This is a genomic window from Streptomyces sp. XY006 (assembly GCF_002237655.1).
GTDB lineage: Bacteria > Actinomycetota > Actinomycetes > Streptomycetales > Streptomycetaceae > Streptomyces > Streptomyces levis.
This window is the reverse complement of sequence record NZ_NOKT01000018.1, coordinates 55,657-76,913: the sequence shown is the minus strand read 5'-3', so window position 1 is coordinate 76,913 and position 21,257 is coordinate 55,657. Positions and strand designations below refer to the sequence as shown.

The window sequence follows — 21,257 nt, the reverse complement described above, 5'->3', positions numbered from 1 at the left end:
CTCACCTTCGGCGGTATGGTGGTGCCCCTGTCAGTGGAGAGGGGCGAGTGATGAGTACGGCGGAGGAGACGGCCGGCGGCGAGGCGCAGGCGTGGGGCGAGGTCACGCCCGACGCGGCGCGGCGGTTGCTGATCGCCGCGGTGGAGGCCTTCGCCGAGCGCGGCTACCACGCCACGACGACCCGTGACATCGCGGGCCGGGCCGGTATGAGCCCGGCCGCGCTCTACATCCACTACAAGACCAAGGAGGAGCTGCTCCACCGCATCAGCCGGATCGGGCACGAGAAGGCCCTGGAGATCCTGCGGACGGCGTCCCGCCGCGAGGGCAGCCCGACCGAGCGGCTCGCCGACGCGGTCAGCTCTTTCGTGCGCTGGCACGCGGGCGGGCGCACGACCGCGCGGGTGGTGCAGTACGAACTCGACTCGCTCGGCCCGGACGCCCGCGCCGAGATCCTCGGCCTGCGGCGGCAGGTCGACGCGGAGGTGCGCGGGATCATCGAGGAGGGCGTGCGCTCGGGCGAGTTCGAGGTCATCGACGTGCACGGGACGACGCTGGCGGTGCTGTCGCTGTGCATCGACGTCGCGCGGTGGTTCAGCCTGGACGGGCCGCGCACGCCGGAGGAGGTCGGCGCGCTGTACGCCGACCTCGTGCTGCGGATGGTGGGGGCGGCGGATGCCGGCGCCGCCGCGTCGGCCGCGACGGCGGATCGGGTTCCGGCTGCTCCCGCTGCTCCGGAGGACCCTCAGACGTAGTAGCGCGAGACGGACTCGGCGACGCAGACCGGCTTGTCGCCGCCCTCGCGTTCCACGGTGAAGGCGATCGTCACCTGGACGCCGCCCTGGACCTCGTCGACGCCGGTGATCGTCGCGGTGGCGCGCAGCCGGGAGTTCACGGGGACGGGGGCGGGGAAACGGACCTTGTTCGTACCGTAGTTGACGCCCATCTTCACGCCCTCGACGGAGATCAGCTGGGGGCCGAAGAGGGGGAGCAGCGACAGGGTCAGATAGCCGTGCGCGATGGTCGTGCCGAAGGGGCCCGTGGCGGCCTTCTCCGGGTCGACGTGGATCCACTGGTGGTCGCCGGTGGCCTCCGCGAAGAGGTCGATCCGCTTCTGGTCGATGTCGAGCCAGTCGGTGTACCCCAGCTGCTCGCCGACCGCCGACTTCAGGTCGTCGACGGACGTGAAGATCCTCGGCTGTGCCATGTCTTCCAGACCTCTCGTGCGGGAGCTTCTCTAAGCGACTGCTTAGCATGGTCGCCGGCGGGGGTTGTGTCAACGGACTGGGTAGGGTTCGAGGGGTGCCTCAGATTCCAGAGAAGATCCACGAGCTCACGGTCGGGCAGCTGTCGGCGCGCAGTGGGGCGGCGGTGTCCGCCCTGCACTTCTACGAGTCCAAGGGCCTGATCAGCAGCCGGCGTACGGCGGGCAATCAGCGTCGGTACTCCCGGGACACGCTGCGGCGGGTCGCGTTCATCAGGGCCGCGCAGCGGGTCGGGATCCCGCTGGCGACGATCCGCGAGGCGCTGGCGGAGCTGCCGGAGGAGCGGACGCCGACCCGGGAGGACTGGGCGCATCTGTCGGAGGCGTGGCGCTCGGAGCTGGACGAACGCATCAAGCAGCTGAACCGACTGCGGGACCACCTCACCGACTGCATCGGCTGCGGCTGCCTCTCCCTCGACACATGCGTCCTGTCCAACCCGGGCGACGTCTTCGGCGAACGCCGCGCCGGCTCCCGCCTGATGGTGGAACGCAATGGTGGTGGTGGGGGTGCGGGGGGCGCGTAGGCGGCGGGTGGCGGCCGGCCGGTGGGCGGTTTCGCCCATGCCGGGTGTGGGTCGGGGCCGCGCCGGGGGGTGTCCGTCCTCGGAACGGCGCGATGGGGTTGCGAACCGACTGACTGTGCGTTGACGCGCCAACCGCTGCGGGCGGACACCCCCCGACACGTCCCCTTCCGTGTGCCGGCGGGTGCGGGCGCGTTCCCGCTGAGCTGCGGGCGGCCCCCCGACACGTCCCCTTGCGCCGTCCGGCGGCTGCCGGTCCGCTCCCGCTGCGGGCATGCGTGCCGCTGGGGCGATGGGGGTCCCCCCTGCTCGAGTGAAGTCGAGAGCTTGGGGGAGGGTGGGCGCGGCGGTGCCCCGTTTCGCCGGGTTGCGCAGCGCCTCGGCCCCGGCAGCGACGCCCCGGGCCGTCAATGGCCGTACTCCGCCAACCCCGCCGCCACCAACTCCGCGTTGGAGCGTGCCCGTCGGCCGTCCGGCAGGGTCAGGACGTCCTCCAGCCCCACCCGCGTGGCCAGCCCCAGTTGGCCCGCCAGCCGCAGTACCGGCCACGCACCGCCGTCCTCCCCGTGCAGCAGCACGGGCCGGCCGTGCGCGGACCCCAGGTCGGACAGCAACTCCCGCGCGGACGCCACCGCCGTGGCAGGGTCCGTGTCCGTCACCTCGGCCAAGACCCGCAGCACCCTCGGCCCGAGCCGTGAGGACGCGAACCGCCGTGCCCCGTCCGTGCCGGACCAGATGCCCGCCTCCACGCCCACCCCGAGATCGAGCAGCGTGGCGGCGATCTCCTCCGCCCCGGGCTCGTGCCAGTTGACCGAGGCGTGGTCGGGCAGGACCGTCCAGCCCCGGATCCGGTCGAGCCGCGCGGCGGGGTCCGGTTCGGCCCACGCCCCGGTGGTCACGCCCACCGGCACCGGCACGCGCGAGCGCATCACCGTCAACGTCTCCGCCAGCACCCGCGGCGACAACGTGTCCCGCCCGCACGGCGTCTTGGGATGGACATGGACGTCCGTGGCCCCGGCCGCTACGGCGGCCGCGGCGGAGGCGGCCATCGCCTCCGGCGTCAGCGGCACCGCCGTACCGTCAGCGGCCGTCCGCGGACCGTTCAGACACACCTGCACCATGTCGACGATGGTGCCAGTCCCCACCGACAGTGGGGGTGCGGCATCCCCGGCGCACCCCCCGCGCACCCGCATCCGTCAAGCCGACACCAGCAACCTCGCCCGCCTGGCGTCCGCCAGGGCCTCGGGCGTGAGCACGGGACGCGGCACCAGGATTCCGCAGTCCGTGCAGACCGGACCCGCCGAGGGCTCGTGATCCAGGTCGTACCTCCAGGCGAGTCGTTCCCCGTCGCACACGGGGCAGTTCGAACCGGGCTCGCGCTCCAGCGCGGCGATCAGCCGGCGCAGTACCTCGGCCAGCGGTTCACGGGGATGGACCGCCGGATCGTCGCACCACGCCACGCCGAAACCGCCCCAGGTCAGCCGGTGCCAGTCGTCCACGCTGCCCGGGCGGCGCAGCCCGTCGTGCTTCTCCTTCTTGCGGCGCTCGGCGAACTCGACCTCGTAGGCCAGCCAGACCGCGCGCGCCTCCTCCAGCTCCTCCAGTGCGGCCACGAGCCGCACCGGGTCGGGGGAGCGGTCCTCGGGACCGAATCCTGCCCGGGAGCACAGATGGTCCCAGGTCGCCCTGTGTCCGTAAGGCGCGAACCTCTCAAGGCACTTGCGCAGCGAATAACGCCGCAAGGCCAGATCGCACCGCGGATCGCGGACCTGTCTCGCCAGACTCCGGAAACCGGCCATCGTCCTGCACCTCCGTCACACCTGCACCTGTACATCCGGTCACTTCGGCGTCGTCGTACGGACGTCGCCGAATAGACGTATCGACAAGCGATTCGGCTCCATCCGATTTCAAATGCCCTCCATAAGCCGTCCGACGAGGCTCGCTTGTCGACTGCCGTGGTCCCTGTGCCTGTTGTACTGACTTCCGAAAGTGACGCTTGTTCACCTTCAAAGGCGGGGATACCGGCGGTAATATCCCGCCCACCCCACGTCGGGAGGAGCCCCCATGCCACGGCGTCACCCACGCACCGTTCTCGACAGACTGAGAACTCCCCGCGGAATCCACGGGTTCCTGAAGACCGCATCGGTATGCGCCCTGATCGCGGGTCTTTTGTCGCCGATCGCCCCCGCGGCCGCCGCGGGAACGGCGAATCCGCAGGCAGCGGCCGCCGTGAACGACCACTGCGGGAACCGGTGTTCGGACATCCTCCCGCCCGGCCAGAACGGCAACGCCACCCTGGCCCAGATCCTCCTCAACCAGGCCTTCGGCACCCAGCCCGAACACGCCGAGGACCAGCTCGGGCCCTACAGCAACCTCGCCAAGGGCTACCCGGGCCTCACCAACGACAAGATCAACACCTTCTTCAACGACGCGTCCTTCGGCGTCCCGGCGGACCAGGTCGCCTCCACCGTCAAGCCCGCCGGGCGCGGAGACGTGACGATCGTCCGGGACAAGAAGACCGGGGTGCCGCACATCACCGGCACCACGCGGTACGGCACCGAGTTCGGCGCCGGATACGCGGCGGCCCAGGACCGTCTGTGGCTCATGGACGTCTTCCGGCACGTCGGGCGGGGACAGCTGACCTCCTTCGCGGGCGGCGCGCCCTCCAACCAGGGGCTGGAGCAGCAGTTCTGGCGGCACGCCCCGTACACCGAGGCCGATCTGCAGGCGCAGATCGACAACGCCGTGGCCACGAACGGCGAACGTGGCCGACAGGCCCTCGCCGACGCCAAGGCCTACCTCGACGGCATCAACGCCTACATCGACGCCTCCGACAGCGGCCGCTACTTCCCCGGTGAATACGTGCTCACCGGGCACAAGGACTCAATCACCAACGCCGGGAAGATAGAGCACTTCGAGATCACCGACCTGGTGGCGCTCGCCTCGGTCATCGGCGCCCTGTTCGGCTCCGGCGGGGGCGGCGAGGTCAACAACGCGATCTCCCTCCTGGCCGCCCAGGAGAAGTACGGCGTCGCCGAGGGCACCCGGGTCTGGGAGTCCTTCCGGATGCGCGACGACCCGGAGGCCGTCCTCACCCAGCAGACCGGCAGCTTCCCCTACGCCACCCGGCCCGACGCCCCGCAGGGCACCGCCCTGCCCGACGCCGGCTCGGTGCGCGCGGAGCCGCTCGTGTACGACCGCACCGGCAGCGCCACGACGCCCACCGCCACCGGCGCGTCCGGCGCGGCGGCGAGGACGGCCCTGTCCTCCGCCCGGCGCGGCATGTCCAACGCCCTCGTGGTGAGCGGGAAGCACACCGCCAGTGGGCACCCCGTCGCCGTGTTCGGCCCCCAGACCGGCTACTTCGCACCGCAGTTGCTGCTGCTCCAGGAGATCCAGGGCCCCGGCATCAGCGCCCGCGGCGCCTCCTTCGCCGGCCTGAGCTTCTACGTCGAACTCGGCCGCGGCCAGGACTACGCGTGGAGCGCCACGACCTCGGGCCAGGACATCATCGACACGTACGCCGTCGAACTGTGCCAGGACGACCACCACTACCTCTACCGCGGCACCTGCACCCCGATGGAGAAGGTCGAGCAGAAGAACGCCTGGAAGCCCACGGTCGCCGACGGCACCGCGGCCGGTTCCTACACGATGCGCGTGTGGCGCACGAAGTACGGGCCGGTGGAGTACCGCGCCACGGTCGGCGGCAAGAAGGTCGCCTACACCACCCTGCGCTCGTCCTTCCTGCACGAGGCCGACTCCATCATCGGCTTCCAGATGCTGAACGACCCGGACCACGTCAAGGGCCCGGAGGACTTCCAGGAGGCGGTGCGGCACATCAACTACACCTTCAACTGGTTCTACGCCGACTCCGAGCACACCGCGTACTACAACAGCGGCGACAACCCGGTCCGCGCCGGCGGCGTGGACGCCGAGTTCCCGGTGTGGGCGCGGCCCGCGTACGAGTGGCGCGGCTGGGACCCGGCGGCCAACACCGCCGACTACACCCCGCCCTCCGCGCATCCGCACTCCGTGGACCAGGACTACTACGTCTCCTGGAACAACAAGCAGGCCAAGGGCTACACCACCGCGCCCTGGGGCAACGGCTCCGTGCACCGGGGCAACCTCCTGGACGACCGGGTGCGCGAGCTGGTCCGGCAGGGCGGGGTGACCCGGGCCTCGCTGGTGAAGGCCATGGCGGACGCCGGGCTCGCCGACCTGCGCGCCGAGGACGTCCTTCCGAGGCTGCTGAAGGTCGTCACCGGTGCGCCGGTCACCGACCCCGCCGCGGCGGCCGCCGTGAGCAAGCTGCAGGCCTGGGTGGCCGCCGGGGGCAAGCGCACCGAGACCTCCGCCGGCTCACGCAGGTACGCCGACGCCGACGCGATCCGCATTCTGGACGCCTGGTGGCCGCTGCTGGTCAGGGCCGAGTTCGAACCGGGCCTCGGCAGTGAGCTGTACCGGGCCATGACCGCCAACCTGCCCGTGGACGAGTCACCGTCGGCCGCGCACGGCCCGACCGGCGCGCACGCCGGGAGTTCGTTCCAGTACGGCTGGTGGAGCTACGTCGACAAGGACCTCCGGGCCGTCCTCGGCGAACCGGTGAAGGGCCCGCTGGCCCGCGCGTACTGCGGCGACGGCAGTCTCGGGGCCTGCCGCGACACCCTCGTGCGCACACTGAAGGAGGCGGCCGGGACGACCATGGCCCAGGTCTACCCGGGCGACGACGTGTGCGCGGCGGGCGACCAGTGGTGCGCCGACTCGATCAACCACCGCACCCTCGGCGGCATCAAGCACGGCCCGATCAGCTGGCAGAACCGGCCGACCTACCAGCAGGTCGTGGAGTTCACCTCGCACCGGTGAGCACACCGGGCACGGGGTGACGTACGGTCCGGCGGCGGGTCAGCGGACGCGGCCCGCCGCCAGGACCAGCCGGGCCAGCTCCTCGTGCAGGATGTCGCTGTGCGCGCCGGCCGGCGGGCCGCCCCGCCGGACCACCGCCGACGCGTCGACGTTCACGCATCCCGAGGCGGGCAGTCCCGCCCGCAGGGCCTCGGCGAGGGTGTACGCGCGCGTGCCCGGCACGGCCGCGATCCCGCCGTACCCCATCGCGCCCCACTTGGCGCCCAGGGCCCGCCGGACGGCCGAGCCGGCGACCGACCGGCTGTCGCCGGCCATACGGGAGGCCAGCGGGTACATCGTGCCCAGGGCCGTGTCGTGCCGCGAGTGGCAGCACACCAGGGGCCCGTCGACGCGGTTCTGCTGCCCCTGGAGCACCCCTCCGGCCCGGGGGTCGTGCGGCAGCCGGGCCGCGAACGCGTAGTGCGAGAAGGCCCCTTGGAGCAGCGTCACCGACTTCACCGTGCGCACGCCCTCGGGCAGTCCGCGCAGCGCGAACGACACCAGCCGCGCGCCGAAGCTGTGGCCCACGAGGTGCACGCGCACCCCCGGCGCCGTCTCGGCGAGCTGCCCGACGACCCGGCCCAGGCCGCGCTCACCGACCGTGCCCGCGCGCCGCTTCATCGCGTAGTACGTGGCCTGCCGCAGGAGTTCGTGGGCGCCGTCCCAGGGGTTCGGGATCCGCAGGTCCCGCCGCTGTCCACCGGACCCGGGATCCGCCAGCGCCCGGGCGAACTCCGCACAGGCCGCGGCCGAGGAACCGGCGAACATCTCCGGCTCGCTCTGCGGCACCCCTTCCGCCACGGTGTCGGCGGCGAACAGCTCCTGCGGCCCGGGCGCCACCACCTCCACCAGCAGCCGCACCAGCCGCCCGAACTCCTCCAGTTCGGCCTCCTCGGGCGGCTGCTGCTCCAGCAGCCGGGCGATCTGCTCGACCAGGATCGCCCGGCCCGGGAAGGTCTCCAGCAGCGCGTGCCGGGTGTCCTTGTCCAGGACCGGACGCTGGGGCGCCCCGGCCGCGACGGCCCGCGGGAAGTCCGGGATCGGCTCGTCGGAGAACCGCATCGCCGGCCACAGCACCCCGGCGTACCCGATCCGGGCCGCCGGGGCCAGCCGGGGGACGGGCGCGAGGAAGCGGTCGTAGAGGCGCGTCGCGCCCGAGCGGTCGTTGTTCCAGCCGTGCGCGAAGACGATCAGGTCGCGCACCTTCCGCTCGCGCACCCCGGCGAGCAGCCGGTCGCGCGCACGGCCCTGCGGGTCCCCGTCCGCGTCGAACGTCAGCTCCCAGTAGGGAGTCACACTCGTCGCCGGATCCGCCATGACAGGCCCCCTCGTCCCCCGGGTGACGCCGCGATGTGGGCGCATCGTCCTGCCAACGGGCGGGATTGGCCAGACGTCACGGGCCCATCCGTCGCGGGCCCGTCGCGGCGACGGGCCGCGCGCTCAGTGGTAGCGGAGGTACGTCCGCCGGGTCCTGCGGAACGCGGCGAGCTCCTCCTGCCACCCGGCGACCACCTCGTCGGTGTCCGCGCCCGCGTCGATCATCGTGCGCACGCGCGCGCTGCCGGTGAGTTTGTCGATCCAGTGGTCCGGGCGCCAGGCGAAGCCGCTCCAGACCCGCTTGGCGGTGACCAGCAGCCCGATCCCGGTGCGCACCGGGTCGAAGGCCGCCCGGTCGTGCACATGCAGCTGCACCCCGCCAACGGTCTTCCCCTGGAACTTGGAGAACGTGGGCGCGAAGTACGCCTCCCTGAAGTGGACGCCGGGCAGGCCGAGTTCCTCGGCCGCGGCGGCCCAGCGCCGGTCGATCCCCTCCGCGCCGAGCAGCTCGAACGGCCGGGTGGTGCCGCGCCCCTCCGACAGGTTGGTGCCCTCGAACAGGCACGTCCCGGAGTAGACCAGGGCCGTCTCCGGCGTCGGCATGTTGGGGCTCGGCGGCACCCAGGGCAGCCCGGAGGCGTCGTAGAAGTCCGAGCGCCGCCAGCCCGACATCGTCACGGTCTCCAGCGGCACGGGCTCGGTCAGGAACTCCCCGTTGAACAGCAGCGCCAGCTCCGCGACGGTCATGCCGTGGGCCTGGGAAACGGGCTGCCGTCCGACGAACGTCGCGAACTCCCTGTGCAGGACGGGCCCGAGGGCCGCCCGGCCGGTCACCGGGTTGGGCCGGTCCAGGACCACGAACCGCTTGCCCGCGAGCTGCGCCGCCTCCATGCAGTCGTACAGGGTCCAGATGTACGTGTAGAAGCGCGCGCCGACGTCCTGGATGTCGAAGACGACCGTGTCGACGCCGGAGGCGGTGAAGATGTCCGCGAGCGGGCGGCCGCTCTTGAGGTAGGTGTCGTACACGGGCAGTCCGGTGGCCGGGTCGTCGTGGCGGCCCTCGGAGCCGCCGGCCTGGGCGGTGCCGCGGAAGCCGTGCTCGGGGCCGAAGACCGCGGTGAGGTCGACGCGGTCGTCCGCGTGCATCACGTCGACGATGTGGCGGGCATCGCGGGTGATGCCCGTGGGGTTGGTGACGACACCGACCTTCCGGCCCTGGAGCAGGGCGTAGCCGTCACGGGCGAGTCGTTCGAAGCCGGTGCGCAGCCGGTGGCGGGGCGGTGCCGCGGCGGCGGCGGGCGCGGTCGAGACGGCGGCCGTAGTGGCTGCCGTGAGGACGGCTCGTCTGGAAGGGCGCATGCAGGGGCCTCCGTGATCCGTTTTCTTCCGGTTCGTCGTGGCTGGTCGCGCAGTTCCTCGCGCCCGTAGGGTGCTGCGCGACCCCCTTCCTTGAAACATACCGACCGGTTAGTCTGGGCCTGTTGCTGAGCCGCGTCTTAAGGAGACCGATGGTGGGAGCCTTTCAGGGGTCGGGCGTCGTTGTCACGGGAGCCGGGGGCGGGATCGGAGCCGCGCTCGCCCGGCGGTTCGCCGCCGAAGGGGCCCGGGTCGTCGTCAACGACCTGGACGCCGAGCGCGCCAAGCGCGTCGCGGAGGAGATCGGCGGCATCGCCGTCGCCGGCGACGCCTCGGCGATCGTGGCCGACGCCCGGGACGCGCTCGACGGGACCGTGGACGTCTACTGCGCCAACGCCGGTGTCGCCTTCGGGGGCGGCGGCGCGGACGATCCGCTGGACGAGACGGCCTGGGCCGCCTCCTGGGACGTGAACGTCATGGCGCACGTCCGGGCCGCCCACGCCCTGCTGCCCCACTGGCTGGAGCGCGGCAGCGGACGGTTCGTCTCCACCGTCTCCGCCGCCGGACTGCTCACCATGATCGGGGCCGCGCCCTACGCCGTCACCAAGCACGGCGCCCTCGCCTTCGCCGAGTGGCTGTCGCTGACCTACCGGCACCGGGGCGTGAAGGTGCACGCCATCTGCCCGCAGGGCGTGCGCACCGACATGCTGGCCGCGACCGGCAGCGCCGGCGACCTGGTGCTGCAGCCGACCGCGATCGAGCCGGAGGACGTCGCGGACGCCCTGTTCCAGGGGATCGAGGAGGACCGCTTCCTGATCCTGCCGCACCCCGAGGTCGCCGCCTACTATCAGGCCCGGGCCGGTGAGCCCGACCGGTGGCTGTCCGGCATGAACCGCATCCAGCAGCAGTGGGAGGCCAACCGGTGACCGGGTCCCGCTACGCCGCCAAGCCCTGGCTCGCCCTGCTCAGCGACGCGCAGAAGGGCCCGGTCGACCCCGACGGCTCCCTGGTGCACGCCCTGCGCCGGGTGGCGGCCGAGACGCCGGACGCCGGCTTCCTGGCCTACTTCGACGGCCGGCTCACCTACCGGGACGTCGACGAGCTCAGCGACTCCGTCGCCGGGCACCTGGCCGCACGCGGGCTGGAACGCGGCGACCGGGTCGCGGTGCTGCTGCAGAACTCCCCGCACTTCGTGTTCGCCGTGCTCGGCGCCTGGAAGGCCGGCGCGGTCGTCGTACCCGTCAACCCGATGTACAAGTCGGGCGAGGTGGCCCACGTCCTGCGGGACGGCGAGGTGGCCGCGCTGATCTGCTCGGACCGGGCCTGGGAGTCGTACCTGCGCGAGACGGCGGCCGACTCGCCGGTGCGGATCGTGCTCACCGCCTGCGAGCTGGACTTCCAGACCCGGGGCGACGCGCGCGTGCTGACCTTCGAGCGGCTGCCGCAGGCCCCGGACGCCGACGACCTGGTGGCAGTGGCGCGGGCCGGGCACCCGGCGCCGGAGGACCGCGACCCCGACCCGGCCGGCATCGCGCTGATCAGCTACACCTCGGGCACCAGCGGCACGCCCAAGGGCGCCACCAACACGCACCGCAACATCATGTACAACGCCGAGCGGCAGCGGACGGGCCTCGGCCTGCCCGAGCGGCCGGTCTACTTCGCGCTGGCGCCGCTGTTCCACATCACCGGCATGGTCTGCCAGTTCGGCGCCTGCCTGAACAGCGGGGGCACGCTCGTGCTGGCCTACCGCTTCGAGGCCGGTGCCGTGCTCGACGCCTTCGCCGAGCACCGGCCGCACTACACCGTCGGCCCGTCCACGGCCTTCATGGCCCTGGCCGCGCACCCCGACGTCACCCGGGACCACTTCTCCTCCTTCCGGGTGATCTCCTCCGGCGGCGCCCCGCTGCCCCCGGCCCTGGTGGAGAAGTTCCGGGCGGGCTTCGGCCCGTACATCCGCAACGGCTACGGACTGACCGAGTGCACCGCGCCCTGCGCCTCCGTGCCGCCCGGTCTGGAGGCGCCCGTCGACCCGGCCTCCGGCACCCTCGCGGTGGGCCTGCCCGGCCCCGACACGGTCGTCCGGATCGTCGACGAGACCGGCGAGGAGGTGCCCTTCGGCGAGCAGGGCGAGATCGTCGTGAGCGGTCCGCAGGTCGTGCCCGGCTACTGGCGCCGTCCCGACGCCACCGCCGAGACCTTCCCCGGGGCCGAACTGCGCACCGGCGACATCGGCTTCATGGACGAGCAGGGCTGGCTGTACGTCGTCGACCGCAAGAAGGACATGATCAACGCGTCCGGCTTCAAGGTGTGGCCGCGCGAGGTGGAGGACGTGCTCTACACGCACCCGGCGGTGCGGGAAGCCGCCGTGGTGGGCGTGCCCGACGGGTACCGAGGGGAGACCGTCAAGGCGTACATCAGCCTGCGCCCGGGCGCCGAGACGGACCCGGATGCGCTCGCCGCCCACTGCAAGGAGAGACTGGCCGCCTACAAGTACCCGCGCCAGGTGGAGATCCTGCCGGACTTGCCGAAGACGGCCAGTGGGAAGATCCTCCGTCGGGAGCTCCGTTCCCGGACGCAAGACAACTGACAGCAGTACGGAAAGGCAGGTGGCGGCAGTGCCCAGGACCACGGACCCGGACGGCGCTCCCGTCCCTCAGCGGCTCCTGGCCGCCGCCACCCGGCTCTTCGCGGAGCAGGGCTACGACCGCACCTCGGTGCAGGAGATCGTCGAGGCGGCCGGTGTCACCAAAGGGGCGCTGTACCACTACTTCGGCTCGAAGGACGACCTGCTGCACGAGGTGTACGCGCGCGTGCTGCGCATCCAGCAGGAGCGTCTCGACGCGGTGGCGGGCGCGGACGAGCCGGTCGAGAAGCGGCTGCGGGCCGCGGCGGCGGACGTCGTGGTGACGACGATCGACAACCTCGACGACGCGATGATCTTCTGGCGGTCGATGCACCACCTGAGCCCGGAGAAGAACAAGCAGGTGCGCGCGGAGCGCCGCCGCTATCACGAACGCTTCCGCGCGCTGATCGAGGAGGGCCAGCAGACGGGCGTCTTCTCCAAGGCGACCCCGGCGGACCTGGTCGTGGACTACCACTTCGGCTCCGTCCACCACCTGTCGACCTGGTACCGCCCGGACGGCCCGCTCAGCCCCCAGGAGGTCGCCGACCACCTGGCCGACCTGCTGGTCAGAGCCCTGCGCCCGTAACCGCCCGTCCGCGGCCGGTTGGAGGTTCAGGGGGCAGCCCGGGGGCGCCCCCTGAACCCGCCCCTCACACGTACCGCTTCAGCTCCCGCCGGGCCAGCGAGCGCTGGTGCACCTCGTCCGGCCCGTCCGCGATCATCAGCGTCCGCGCCCCCGCGTACAGCTCCGCCAGCGGGAAGTCCTGGCTCACGCCGCCCGCCCCGTGCAGCTGGATCGCCCGGTCGAGGATCTCCACCACCGCCCGGGGCGTCGCGATCTTGATCGCCTGGATCTCGGTGTGCGCCCCGCGATTGCCCACCGTGTCCATCAGCCACGCCGTCTTCAGCACCAGCAGCCGCAGCTGCTCCACCGTCACCCGCGCGTCGGCGATCCAGTTGTGCACCACGCCCTGCTGCGCCAGCGCCTTCCCGAAGGCGTTCCGGGACACCGCCCGCCGGCACATCAGCTCGATCGCCCGCTCGGCCATGCCGATCAGCCGCATGCAGTGGTGGATCCGCCCGGGCCCGAGCCGCGCCTGCGCGATCGCGAAGCCGCCGCCCTCCTCGCCGATCAGGTTCGACACCGGCACGCGCGCGTGGTCGAAGATCACCTCGGCGTGCCCGCCGTGGTAGTGGTCCTCGTACCCGAACACCTGCATGGCCCGCGTGATGGTGACGCCCGGGGTGTCACGCGGCACCAGCACCATGGACTGCTGGCGCCGGATGTCCTCCCCGTCCGGGTCGGTCTTGCCCATCACGATGAAGATCTTGCAGTCGGGGTGCATGGCCCCGGAGATGTACCACTTGCGGCCGGTGATGACGTACTCGTCGCCGTCCCGCTCGATGTGGGTCGTGATGTTCGTGGCGTCGGAGGAGGCCACGTCCGGCTCGGTCATCGCGAACGCCGAGCGGATCTCACCGGCCAGCAGCGGCTCCAGCCACTGCTTGCGCTGCTGCTCGTCGCCGAACTGGGTGAGCACCTCCATGTTCCCGGTGTCGGGCGCCGCGCAGTTGGTCACCGTCGGCGCCAGCTGCGGCGAGCGGCCCATGATCTCCGCGAGCGGGGCGTACTGCAGGTTCGTCAGCCCGGCGCCGTACTCGGAGTCCGGCAGGAAGAGGTTCCACAGGCCCTGCCTGCGCGCCTCGGCCTTCAGCTCCTCCACCACGGGCACGTTCTCCCACGGGGAGGCGAGCCGCTCGCGCTGCTCGTGCGCGACGGCCTCGGCCGGGTACACGTGCTCGTCCATGAAGGCGAGGAGTTTGGCGCGCAGCTCTTCGGTGCGCGCGTCGAAAGCGAAGTCCATACGGATCAGCCCTCCTGGAGGCCTTCGTTGAGCGTGGTCAGTCCGTGCCGGACGAAGACGGGCACGAGGTCGCCGATGCGGTCGAAGCCGCGCCCGACCGTCTGGCCGAGCGTGTAGCGGTAGTGGATGCCCTCCAGGATCACGGCGAGCTTGAACCAGGCGAAGGCCGTGTACCAGGAGACCGCGGAGACGTCGCGCCCCGAGCGCGCGGCGTACCGCTCGATGAGTTCGGACGGCGCCGGGTGGCCGGGCGCCTCGGCGGTGGTGGAGACGGGCGACTCGGGCATCCCGAGCGGCATGCTGTACATCACCAGCAGACCGAGGTCGGTGAGCGGGTCGCCCAGGGTCGACATCTCCCAGTCGAGGATCGCCCGGATCGAGTCGTCCTCGCCGATCAGCACGTTGTCGAGCCGGTAGTCGCCGTGCACCACGGCCGGGGCGGGGGAGCGGGGCAGGTCCCGTCCGAGCGCGGCGTGCAGCTCGTCGATGCCGTCCAGGTCGCGGTTGCGGGAGGCGTCCAGCTGCTTGCCCCAGCGCCGCAGCTGCCGGTCCAGGAAGCCCTCGGGCCGCCCGAAGTCGGCGAGACCCACCTCGGCCGGGTCGACCGCGTGCAGCTCCACCAGTGTGTCGACCAGGTTCAGCACCGCGCCCCGGGTCCGCTCCGGCCCGAGCGGGAGGAGCTGGTCGGCCGTGCGGTAGGGCGTGCCCTCGACGAACTCCATGACGTAGAACGGCGCTCCGAGCACCTCCTCGTCCTCGCACAGCAGCACCGGCCGCGGCACCGGCACGGCGGTCGGGTGCAGCGCGCTGATCACCCGGTGCTCGCGCTTCATGTCGTGTGCGGTGGCCAGGACGTGGCCGAGCGGCGGGCGCCGGACGACCCAGCGGGCGGTACCGTCGGACACCGCGTAGGTGAGGTTCGACCGTCCGCCCTCGATCAGCCGGCCGGACAGCGGCCCGTCGACCAGGCCGGGACGCTCCCGGTCGAGCAGGCCGCGCAGCCGGTCGAGATCGAGTCCGGGCGGGTGGTCGGGGCTCATGCGTCGCTCCTACGGGCAGGTGAACAGTTCCCGACTCATGATGCCGACCGGTCGGTATGTCGTCCAGACCCGGGCCGAAACGTGATCGGAGCCACGATAGGCCGACGGTGGACCCCGACGGGGCTCCGGGCGCTTTTCAGCCGCTTCGTTCAGGCCATCCGGCTTGCGCGCCGCCCGCCGGGCCTTGAGGGTCGGACCCATGAAGGCGATCAGCTACTCACGGTACGGCGGACCCGAGGTGCTGGCGTTCGGGGAGGTGCGCGACCCGGTGGTCGGCCCGGACGCGGTGCTGGTGAAGGTGCGGGCGGCGGCCGTGAACCCCGTCGACTGGAAGGCGCGCGAGGGCTACCTGGCCGGGATCCTCGCCCCCGTCTTCCCCGTGGTGCCCGGCTGGGACGTCGCGGGCGTCGTCGTGCGGCCCGGGGTGGCCGTCTCGGAGTTCGACGTCGGCGACGAGGTCATCGGCTACGTCCGGGAGGACTTCCTCTCCCGCGGCACCTTCGCCGAGTACGTGGCCGCGCCGCTGCGCACCCTAGCGCCCAAGCCGCGCAACCTCACCTGGGAGGAGGCGGCCGGACTGCCCCTGGTCGGGCTCACCGCCTACCAGGTGCTGCGCAAGGTGCTGGAGGTGAAGCGGGGCGAGACCGTCCTGGTGCACGCCGCGGCCGGCGGCGTCGGCTCGGTCGCCGTGCAGCTCGCTCTCCACCTCGGGGCGCGGGTGATCGGGACGGCGAGCGAGCCGAACCACGACTTCGTGCGGAGCCTGGGCGGGGAGCCGGTGACGTACGGCGAGGGTCTGGGGGAGCGGGTGCGGGGGCTGGCGCCCGAGGGTGTGGACGCGGTCTTCGACACGGTCGGCGGCGACGCGCTGAAGGTCTCCGCGAACCTGCTGGCCCCCGAGGGCCGGCTGGTGTCCATCGCCGACAACGAGGTGGTGACCTACGGCGGCCGCTACTACTTCGTCCGCCCCGACGCCGAGGATCTGCGCCGGCTGTCCGAACTGGCGGAGCAGGGCGTGGTGAGCGTGCACGTCGACGAGACGTTCCCGCTGGAGCGGGCGGCGGACGCGCACCGGCTGAACCAGGAGGGCCGCACCCGCGGCAAGATCGTCGTCACGGTGGACTGGGAGAGCGAGGGCGAGTAGGAGAGCGCGGCGTCCTGGAGGACGAGGGGCCGCCCTGGAGGATGAGGGCCGTCCTGGAGGCGGGGCCGTCCTAGAGGACGAGGGCCGCTCCGCAGACCGCCATCGCCACCGTGCACAGCACCGCGGCCGCGGCGTGCCGGGGCGCGAACGCCACGGGACCGGGCGTCGCCGCGAGCGCGCGGATCCGGCGGTGGGCGAGGCCGAGGACTCCCAGCCAGAGCACGCAGCACAGCGCGCACGCCACGATCCCGGCCGCCGACACCCCGCCGTGCAGCGTGGTCTTCACGGCGAGCACGGCGACGACCGTGCCGGACAGCGTCGTGCGCCGCCACGCGAGCCGGGTCCGCTCCGGCTGCAGCCCGGGATCGCGGTCGGGATCCCGCCGGACCGCCGGCGGGCTCACCCTTCCCATCCCACGAGCACGACGACGACCATGGCGACGGCCACGACCGCCACGACGAGGCTCAGCAGCGCGGGGAACCGCGACACCGGCAGGTCCTCGCCCCGGCGCATGGCCCGCTCGCAGCGCACCCAGTGGTTGACCGCCCGCAGCGAGCACAGCACGCCCGCGGCGAGCAGCGCGAGCGCCAGCCCGACCCGCCAGCCCCAGCGCAGGTCCGGCAGGAACTGGTCCACGGCGAAGCCGCCGCCGATCAGCGCGAGCGCGGTGCGCAGCCAGGCGAGGAAGGTGCGTTCGTTCGCCAGCGAGAACCGGTAGTCGGGCGTCTCGCCGTCCCGCCGCACCTCGGCGGGCGCGAACCACAACCGGACGTTCCGTACGAACTCGATCACGTGCGCGACCCTACCCGGGGCGCCCTCACCCGCCGTGCCGGCCCGTCGCCCGGAACGCCCTGAGCCGTTCGTACGCCGCGAGCCCGTCCGGCACCCACTCCCAGTCGGCAAGGCGCCGCTCCACCTCGTCCTCGGGCAGGAAGGCGTGCCAGGCGACCTCCTCGGCCTGCGGCCGTACGGGCAGCTCGCAACGAACCTCGTACACCGCCGACCACCAGCTGCGGCCGGGGCCGTCGTCGTAGCGGAACTTGAAGAGGAAGCGCGGGTCCGGCAGGCCGGTGACGCCGAGCTCCTCCTCGGCCTCGCGCAGGGCGGCCGTGTCGTAGGACTCGCCCGCGCCGACGACTCCGCCGACGAACATGTCGTGCAGGGAGGGGAAGACCAGCTTGGTCGGGGTCCGCCGGTGCACGAAGATCCGGCCCTCGGCGTCCCTGGCCTGGACGAACACGCAGCGGTGGCGCAGGCCCCGGGCGTAGGCCTCGCCGCGGGCGGACTGCCCGACGACCCGGTCGTGCTCGTCGACGATGTCGAGGATCTCGTCAGCAGCGCTCATACCCTCATCCAAGCAGGGGCCGGACGGGGAACCGGGGCGGGGCCGCTCAGGGCGAGGCCGGGCTCACAGCCGGTGTGGGGACGGCGCGCTGCGCCGCCGACCCCGTCGGCATCGCCGGGTGCAGCCCCAGCAGCACGATGCCCGCGACCACGGCCGCGAGACCACCGGCCTCCCAGGTCAGCGCCACCGCGTCGGTGCGCAGCCGGTCGCCCAGGAACCCGACGCCGCAGATGATCCCGGCGAGCGGCTGGGCCGCGGTCAGCGCGGGCAGCGACTTGCGCAGGGACGCCGTCTCGAAGGCGCTCTGCACGAGCACCAGCCCGGTCACGCCGAGCGCCAGGACCGCGTAGGGCTGCCAGCCGGTCAGCAGTTCGGCCAGGCCGCCCTCGGCGGCCTTCTGCCCGCTCACCCGGGTCAGCGCGTCCTGCACCCCGTACAGCAGCCCGGCGGCCAGGGCCAGCAGCACCGGACCCGAGCCCAGCCTTGAGCGCCGGCCGCGTGCGGTGAGGAGCAGGGCGAGCCCGATCATCACGCCGATGATCAGCCACTGCCGTACCGGATCGGCGGTCGCGGTGCCGCCCTCGGGCTGCCCCGCCACGATGAACGCCGTCACGCCGCCCGCGAGCAGCAGCAGACCGGCCCAGCCCTGGCGGCCCAGCGGCTGCCCGGACTGCTTGCGGGAGAGCGCGAGCGCGAAGAGCAGGTTCGTGGCCAGCAGCGGCTCCACCAGCGACAGCTCGCCCTGCCCGAGGGCGGCGGCGCCCAGACCCATGCCGACCACCATCAGTGCGATGCCGCCGAGCCAGCGGGGCACGTTGACCAGGTCGAGCAGCAGGCGGAAGGAGAGGAAGTCGCTGAGCGGGGCCCGCTGGGCCGCGTTCTGCTGCAGGACGAAACCGAAGCCCAGACAGCAGGCGGCGCCGAGAGCGAGCGCCAGGACAAGAACCGACACGCGGTGTACCTCGATCGTCAGGTCGGGTCACGATGGCGTAGGGGCCGACTGTACCGGCCGGCTCAGCCCGGCGCGCCCGTACGTCCTGCCCATCGTGGGGGCCGCTGCCCGCCCGCGCTATGACGTACGTCACAAAGGGCGAAACGGATAAATCGTCCGCCGGTCACCTCGTCACCAGCGGACTCTTTGATCACAAGGACCCCATGAGCCACGTGAGTTGACGCGTGTAACGCGACGGCGGGTCTTGACGGCAAGCGTTGGCGCGGGGTTGGCTGTGGGTGATCAGTTCATGGCGGTGCGCACACCCCGCGCACCGGTGACCACCGTGAGCCGAAACACAAGAAGAGCGCGTGAGGAAGTCCCGCGGTGTCCCCACCCCCGCCTCCCCTCGGCCGTGGCCGCAGACGTGCGGCGCAGGCCTTCGACGAGGCCCTCGACGACGCCGATCTGGTGACCGCGCGCGCCGCCCTGGCACAGGGCCGCTGGCAGAACGCCCGTTCCCTGCTGGTCCACACCGGAGACGACTGGGACCGCCGCGGCCACCGCGTCACGGTCCTGGCCGCCGAGTCCCACACGGCCGCGTGGGCCCGGGAGTGGCTGCTCGCCGAACCGGAGTCCGCCGACGCCTCGGTGCTGCTCGCCGTGGCCCAGGTCCGGCGCGCCGTGCACGGCAAGGGCAAACCCGCCCGCGCCCGTGAGGCCTGCCAGGAGGCCGCCGGCCGCCACCCCGCCGATCCCACGCCCTGGCTCGGGCTGCTCATGCTGGAGTGCGCGGTCGGCACCGACCAGGACGCCGTGCGGACCTTCGAGCAGGTCCGCGCCCGGTACGCCGACCACCACCACGCCCACCACCTGATGGTCGCCCGCCTCGCCGGCCGCCGCACGGAGGCCGGCCCCGACCCCCTGCACGAGGTCTACGACTTCGCCGGCTGGGCCTCCGAGCAGGCTCCCGCCGACTCCCCGCTCGCGATCCTGCCGGTCATCGCCCACGCCGAGCGCTACCGCGCGCTGGCCGCCGCCGGGCACGCGTCCCCCGACCCGGCCGCCTCCGGCCACTGGACCGGCCGCCGCGCCCGGCAGGTGATGAAGGCCGCCTTCGACTGGTGGCTGGAGTGGGAGCTGGAGGGCCATCCGCGGCGGCTGGTCGACCTGAACTTCCTGGCCCACGCCAAGTTCTGCGAGGGGCGGGGCGCCGAGGCCGCCGCCCTGTTCCACCGGATCGGCCCCCACGCCACCCCGGCGCCCTGGTCGTACCCGGACCGCGACCCGCACACCGCCTTCGCCGCCGCCCGCGCCGGCGCGCTCGGCACGGCTTGACCCCCCGTATCCCACCAGTGAGGACGCCCGCCCGATGACCACGGACAGTTCGAGCACGAGCACCTCCGCCCCCGGCGGCGGCATCAGTACGTTCAAGGGGCAGGAGCGGGCTCTGCGCGCCGACCGGCTCGGCACCGGCGGCCTGCTGCTCTCCGTGCTCGCCGCGACCGCCCCGCTCATGGTGGTCGCGGGTGTCATGCCCACGACATTCGCGGTGATGGGCATCGTCGGCCAGCCCCTGCTCTTCGTGGTCCTCGGCGTCGTCCTGATCCTGTTCAGCATCGGCTACGCCGAGATGAGCCGCCACGTCCACAACGCGGGCGCCTTCTACGCCTACATCTCCCGCGGCCTCGGCGGCACCGCCGGAGCGGGCGCCGCCCTGGTCGCCCTCGTCGCCTACAACGCGCTGCAGATCGGCATCTACGGCATCCTCGGTTTCGAGGTCTCCGGGCTCCTCGCCACCTACGCCGAGATCGAGATCGCCTGGTGGATACCGGCCCTCGTGGCCGCGCTCGCCGTCGGACTGCTGGGCTGGCTGAAGATCGACGTCAACGCCCGGGTGCTGGGTGTCCTGCTGGCCGTCGAGGTGCTCCTCGTGGTGATCTTCGACGTCGCGGCCCTGGCCGACCCCGGTCCGCAGGGCCTGTCGCTGCACGCCTTCGACCCCGACACCCTCACCGGCGCGGGCGTCGGCACCGCGCTGTGCTTCTGCATCGCCGCGTTCCTCGGCTTCGAGCAGGCCCCGGTCTACGCCGAGGAGACCAGCCGCCCGCACGTGCTGGTGCCGCGCGTGATGTTCCTCGCCGTCGGCGGGGTCGCCGTCTTCTTCGCGCTGAGCAGCTGGGCCCTGACCGTCGCCACCGGCCCCGCGGAGATCGTCGGCTCGGCGCGGAAGCAGAGCGCCGGGCTGCTGTTCTTCCTCACCGAGTCCCGCCTGGGTGCCACCTTCACGGACGTCCTGCACGTCCTGTTCGTCACCGGCATGTTCGCCGCGCTGCTCAGCTTCCACAACGTCGTCGCCCGGTACGCCTTCGCCATGGGCCGCGAGGGTCTGCTGCCCGCCGCCTTCGGCCGCACCAGCGGCAGCAGCGGCGCCCCCGGCACCGGTTCGCTGCTGCAGACCGTCGTGGCCGTGGTGGTCGTGATCGCCTTCGCGATCGCCGACGACAAGCCGGTCGGCGACCCGACCGCGCCCGTCCTGCACCTGTTCACCTGGCTCGGCAACGTCGGCGCCCTCGGCGTGATCGTCCTGATGGCCGCGGCGTCCCTGTCGGTCGTCGTCTTCTTCGTCCGCCGCGGCGCGGCCGGTGCCCAGGCCTGGCGGCTGGTCACCTCCGCGCTGGCCGGGATCGCGCTGCTGGTCATCGCCGGCTACACCGTCAAGGACTTCGACGTCCTGGTCGGCGCCGGCCCCGGCTCGGCGCTCAGCTGGGTGCTGCCCGGCGTCATCGGCCTCGCCCTCGTCGCCGGACTGCTCCTCGGCGCGGTGCTGCGCGCCCGCGCTCCCGAGAAGCACGCCCGGATCGGACTCGGCAACGAGGCCTTCCAGCTGGACAAGGCGGCGTCGTCCTGACCCCGCCCGCACGGGAAGTGGTTACGGAACTCTGACGAGCA

At 72.7% G+C, this 21,257-nt stretch carries 20 protein-coding genes; 9 read left to right on the top strand and 11 right to left on the bottom strand.

Annotation, left to right across the window (positions count from 1 at the left end; all coding sequences use genetic code 11):
- Positions 1-50: 50 nt before the first annotated feature.
- Entirely contained in the window at positions 51-752 is a 702-nt protein-coding gene (locus CHR28_RS21675) for a TetR/AcrR family transcriptional regulator (protein WP_256984325.1), read from the top strand.
- On the opposite strand, the gene CHR28_RS21670 is transcribed toward CHR28_RS21675, so the two are convergent.
- Positions 743-1,204, bottom strand: a complete 462-nt coding sequence (locus CHR28_RS21670) for a MaoC family dehydratase (RefSeq protein ID WP_094055341.1) — start codon at positions 1,202-1,204, stop codon at positions 743-745. The genes CHR28_RS21675 and CHR28_RS21670 overlap by 10 nt on opposite strands.
- A gap of 95 nt (positions 1,205-1,299) precedes the next feature.
- Between CHR28_RS21670 and soxR the strand changes: the two genes are divergently transcribed.
- Positions 1,300-1,785 carry a redox-sensitive transcriptional activator SoxR gene (gene soxR, locus CHR28_RS21665; protein ID WP_094055340.1) on the top strand — a complete coding sequence of 162 codons (486 nt, stop codon included), beginning with the start codon at positions 1,300-1,302 and terminating at the stop codon, positions 1,783-1,785.
- 404 nt (positions 1,786-2,189) lie between these two features.
- Here the strand turns inward: soxR and CHR28_RS21660 are convergent, their stop codons facing one another.
- Complete coding sequence (locus tag CHR28_RS21660; protein ID WP_179272518.1) at positions 2,190-2,903, bottom strand: 3-keto-5-aminohexanoate cleavage protein; 714 nt, start codon at positions 2,901-2,903, stop codon at positions 2,190-2,192.
- Between the two features lie 75 nt (positions 2,904-2,978).
- Positions 2,979-3,581: a hypothetical protein gene (locus CHR28_RS21655; RefSeq protein ID WP_094055339.1), complete on the bottom strand. Its 603-nt coding sequence runs from the start codon at positions 3,579-3,581 to the stop codon at positions 2,979-2,981.
- Between the two features lie 265 nt (positions 3,582-3,846).
- Here CHR28_RS21655 and CHR28_RS21650 point away from each other — a divergent pair, with 265 nt between their 5' ends.
- The gene (locus CHR28_RS21650; RefSeq protein ID WP_094055338.1) at positions 3,847-6,645 is read left to right on the top strand and encodes a penicillin acylase family protein; all 2,799 of its coding nucleotides are present in this window, start codon (positions 3,847-3,849) and stop codon (positions 6,643-6,645) included.
- Between the two features lie 39 nt (positions 6,646-6,684).
- On the opposite strand, the gene CHR28_RS21645 is transcribed toward CHR28_RS21650, so the two are convergent.
- Together CHR28_RS21645 and CHR28_RS21640 are read right to left on the bottom strand one after the other, a co-directional pair.
- Complete coding sequence (locus CHR28_RS21645; protein WP_094055337.1) at positions 6,685-8,001, bottom strand: serine-threonine protein kinase; 1,317 nt, start codon at positions 7,999-8,001, stop codon at positions 6,685-6,687.
- A 123-nt stretch (positions 8,002-8,124) separates the two neighbouring features.
- A complete protein-coding gene (locus CHR28_RS21640) occupies positions 8,125-9,360 on the bottom strand; it encodes an exo-beta-N-acetylmuramidase NamZ family protein (RefSeq protein ID WP_094055336.1) in 1,236 nt (411 codons plus the stop codon).
- 149 nt (positions 9,361-9,509) lie between these two features.
- Here CHR28_RS21640 and CHR28_RS21635 point away from each other — a divergent pair, with 149 nt between their 5' ends.
- The 3 genes from CHR28_RS21635 to CHR28_RS21625 are packed head-to-tail and all read left to right on the top strand — an operon-like array spanning position 9,510 to position 12,566.
- Positions 9,510-10,283 (top strand): SDR family oxidoreductase, encoded by a 774-nt coding sequence (locus tag CHR28_RS21635; protein ID WP_094055335.1) that lies wholly within the window; start codon positions 9,510-9,512, stop codon positions 10,281-10,283.
- Positions 10,280-11,944: a class I adenylate-forming enzyme family protein gene (locus CHR28_RS21630; RefSeq protein ID WP_094055334.1), complete on the top strand. Its 1,665-nt coding sequence runs from the start codon at positions 10,280-10,282 to the stop codon at positions 11,942-11,944. The genes CHR28_RS21635 and CHR28_RS21630 overlap by 4 nt, the downstream gene beginning before the upstream one ends.
- Positions 11,945-11,972: 28 nt before the next feature.
- A complete protein-coding gene (locus tag CHR28_RS21625) occupies positions 11,973-12,566 on the top strand; it encodes a TetR/AcrR family transcriptional regulator (protein WP_094055333.1) in 594 nt (197 codons plus the stop codon).
- A gap of 64 nt (positions 12,567-12,630) precedes the next feature.
- On the opposite strand, the gene CHR28_RS21620 is transcribed toward CHR28_RS21625, so the two are convergent.
- Together CHR28_RS21620 and CHR28_RS21615 are read right to left on the bottom strand one after the other, a co-directional pair.
- Positions 12,631-13,845: an acyl-CoA dehydrogenase gene (locus tag CHR28_RS21620; RefSeq protein ID WP_094055332.1), complete on the bottom strand. Its 1,215-nt coding sequence runs from the start codon at positions 13,843-13,845 to the stop codon at positions 12,631-12,633.
- 5 nt (positions 13,846-13,850) lie between these two features.
- Entirely contained in the window at positions 13,851-14,885 is a 1,035-nt protein-coding gene (locus tag CHR28_RS21615) for a phosphotransferase family protein (protein WP_094055331.1), read from the bottom strand.
- Between the two features lie 199 nt (positions 14,886-15,084).
- Between CHR28_RS21615 and CHR28_RS21610 the strand changes: the two genes are divergently transcribed.
- Complete coding sequence (locus CHR28_RS21610) at positions 15,085-16,029, top strand: NADP-dependent oxidoreductase (protein ID WP_094055330.1); 945 nt, start codon at positions 15,085-15,087, stop codon at positions 16,027-16,029.
- Positions 16,030-16,099: 70 nt separating this feature from the next.
- Here CHR28_RS21610 and CHR28_RS21605 read toward each other — a convergent pair whose 3' ends face one another.
- From CHR28_RS21605 to CHR28_RS21590, 4 genes are read right to left on the bottom strand one after another with little or no spacing between them, the layout of a single operon-like run.
- Positions 16,100-16,441, bottom strand: a complete 342-nt coding sequence (locus tag CHR28_RS21605; RefSeq protein ID WP_094055329.1) for a DUF202 domain-containing protein — start codon at positions 16,439-16,441, stop codon at positions 16,100-16,102.
- A complete protein-coding gene (locus CHR28_RS21600; RefSeq protein ID WP_094055328.1) occupies positions 16,429-16,821 on the bottom strand; it encodes a YidH family protein in 393 nt (130 codons plus the stop codon). The genes CHR28_RS21605 and CHR28_RS21600 overlap by 13 nt, the downstream gene beginning before the upstream one ends.
- A 25-nt stretch (positions 16,822-16,846) precedes the next feature.
- The gene (locus tag CHR28_RS21595; RefSeq protein ID WP_094055327.1) at positions 16,847-17,374 is read right to left on the bottom strand and encodes an NUDIX hydrolase; all 528 of its coding nucleotides are present in this window, start codon (positions 17,372-17,374) and stop codon (positions 16,847-16,849) included.
- 46 nt (positions 17,375-17,420) lie between these two features.
- The gene (locus CHR28_RS21590; protein ID WP_094055326.1) at positions 17,421-18,326 is read right to left on the bottom strand and encodes a DMT family transporter; all 906 of its coding nucleotides are present in this window, start codon (positions 18,324-18,326) and stop codon (positions 17,421-17,423) included.
- 366 nt (positions 18,327-18,692) lie between these two features.
- Between CHR28_RS21590 and CHR28_RS21585 the strand changes: the two genes are divergently transcribed.
- Together CHR28_RS21585 and CHR28_RS21580 are read left to right on the top strand one after the other, a co-directional pair.
- A complete protein-coding gene (locus CHR28_RS21585) occupies positions 18,693-19,643 on the top strand; it encodes a hypothetical protein (RefSeq protein ID WP_094055325.1) in 951 nt (316 codons plus the stop codon).
- A gap of 34 nt (positions 19,644-19,677) precedes the next feature.
- Positions 19,678-21,216 carry an APC family permease gene (locus CHR28_RS21580; protein ID WP_094055324.1) on the top strand — a complete coding sequence of 513 codons (1,539 nt, stop codon included), beginning with the start codon at positions 19,678-19,680 and terminating at the stop codon, positions 21,214-21,216.
- The last annotated feature ends 41 nt before the right edge of the window (positions 21,217-21,257 follow it).